General features: G+C 51.4%; 1 protein-coding gene. It reads right to left on the bottom strand.

Features of this window, described 5'->3' with window-relative positions; all coding sequences use genetic code 11:
* Nucleotides 1–40: 40 nt before the first annotated feature.
* Nucleotides 41–1,429 carry an IS110 family RNA-guided transposase gene (locus tag VB737_RS16685; RefSeq protein WP_500314613.1) on the bottom strand — a complete coding sequence of 463 codons (1,389 nt, stop codon included), beginning with the start codon at nt 1,427–1,429 and terminating at the stop codon, nt 41–43.
* Nucleotides 1,430–1,557: the final 128 nt, after the last annotated feature.

Consider the following 1,557-nt stretch of genomic DNA (forward strand, 5'->3'; position numbering starts at 1 on the left):
TTCCTAAGAAACACCCACGGCCATCAGGGATCTCCGCCTATCAGCCGGTAGCAACCAGTTGGTAACCCAGTGCTTTTGCACGTCTTTCCAGACCATGGATTTGACGTTCGCGAGATGCCTGCTGGTAAGCCAAATCTCCGTGTTCTTGAAATTCCATGCCATATCTAATGGTCTTGTAGTAAAGAATGGCCAGCTTTCGTGCCGTGGCAATCAAAGCCTTGCTTTTGCCCACTCGCGCAGACAACCGTCGCTGAAATGCACCCAGCGCCGTGCTTGTCCTACTGAGTGGAACTGCTGCCATCCAAAAGGCACTTCCGGCCCTTGTTGTTCCCTGTCTTGTGCGTGAGGACAGCACACGCCCTCCGGATATCTTGTTTTGCGGGCTCAACCCAAGCCAGGAGACGAAATGCTTGGCGCTTGGCCAGCGTGTCATGTCGAGACCACACTCACTGATCAAGGTAATCACCGTCGCGGGGCCAAGGCCAGGAAGAGCCAATAGGTCGTGGCCTGCGACTGATTTAATCAGTTCTTGAGGATTAAACGAGAAGCCATTTCCCTTGATTCGACTGTCGCTAGCTTGTCTCTTAGGTTCAACGTAGTCATCTCCAGCCAGCTCTTGGAGCACTGACTGCCCAGCCAGTTCGCACTCCTGGATCTTTGCCGAGTAAAAATCGAACATCTCGACAGCGACTTTGAGTTCAAATAGGTGCTCTTCTTGATAGTTTCCATCAAGAGCAGCAGCAATAGTCTCCACAGACTCTTTGCAGCGTCGGTCACGCAGTGCAGCAAGCTTTTTGGGATCTCGTTCACCAGACAGAATGGCATCAATGATCCTGCGAGCTGTCAGACCAGTGATGTCTTTTACCACGTGATGCAATTGCAGATTCATCTGCATCAGGGCTTTTTGCATGTGTTGCTGATGCGAGGAGCGATAGCGCACTAGGACGTCTCTCTGGCGAAAATAGGCCCTGAGCTTTGCAATACAGGGATCAGGCTGAAAGCTTGCTCGAACAAGGCCATAACTGTGGAGCTGTTGGAGCCATTGAGCATCATTGATATCAGTCTTTCTGCCTGGTACATTTTTGGCGTGTCGAGCATTGACCAAAAAGACTTCAATGCCTTGAGCCACAAGTATTTCGTATAAAGGGACCCAATAGATTCCGGTCGACTCCATAGCTACGGTCGTGATGTTGACAGTGAGTAACCACTCGACCATTCGCTTCAGGTCGCTGGTAAAGCTCAGAAACTTACGCACTGGCTCGTCATCGAGCTCTGTGGGTATGGCAACAACATGGAATCGACTCCCAATATCAATTCCAGCAGATCTTGGGTTGACTACTTTGAGGCGCGCACGTCGGCGACGTGATGGAGAGGCATCTGGCATTGGCTTGCGGCTTCTGATGAAGAAGGGAGGCCTGGCAGGTTCCACGCAAAAAAGTGAACAATTTCCTAATCGGGATCAACACCAGTAGAGGATCTAGCAGTGTTGTCGCCAGGGCAGGGAGCGCTGTGGGAACCCAAACCACGTTTCCTTTCGGGGTCGAACCTCCAAAGATG

It is taken from the genome of Synechococcus sp. BA-120 BA3, assembly GCF_034931285.1.
Taxonomy (GTDB): domain Bacteria; phylum Cyanobacteriota; class Cyanobacteriia; order PCC-6307; family Cyanobiaceae; genus Cyanobium.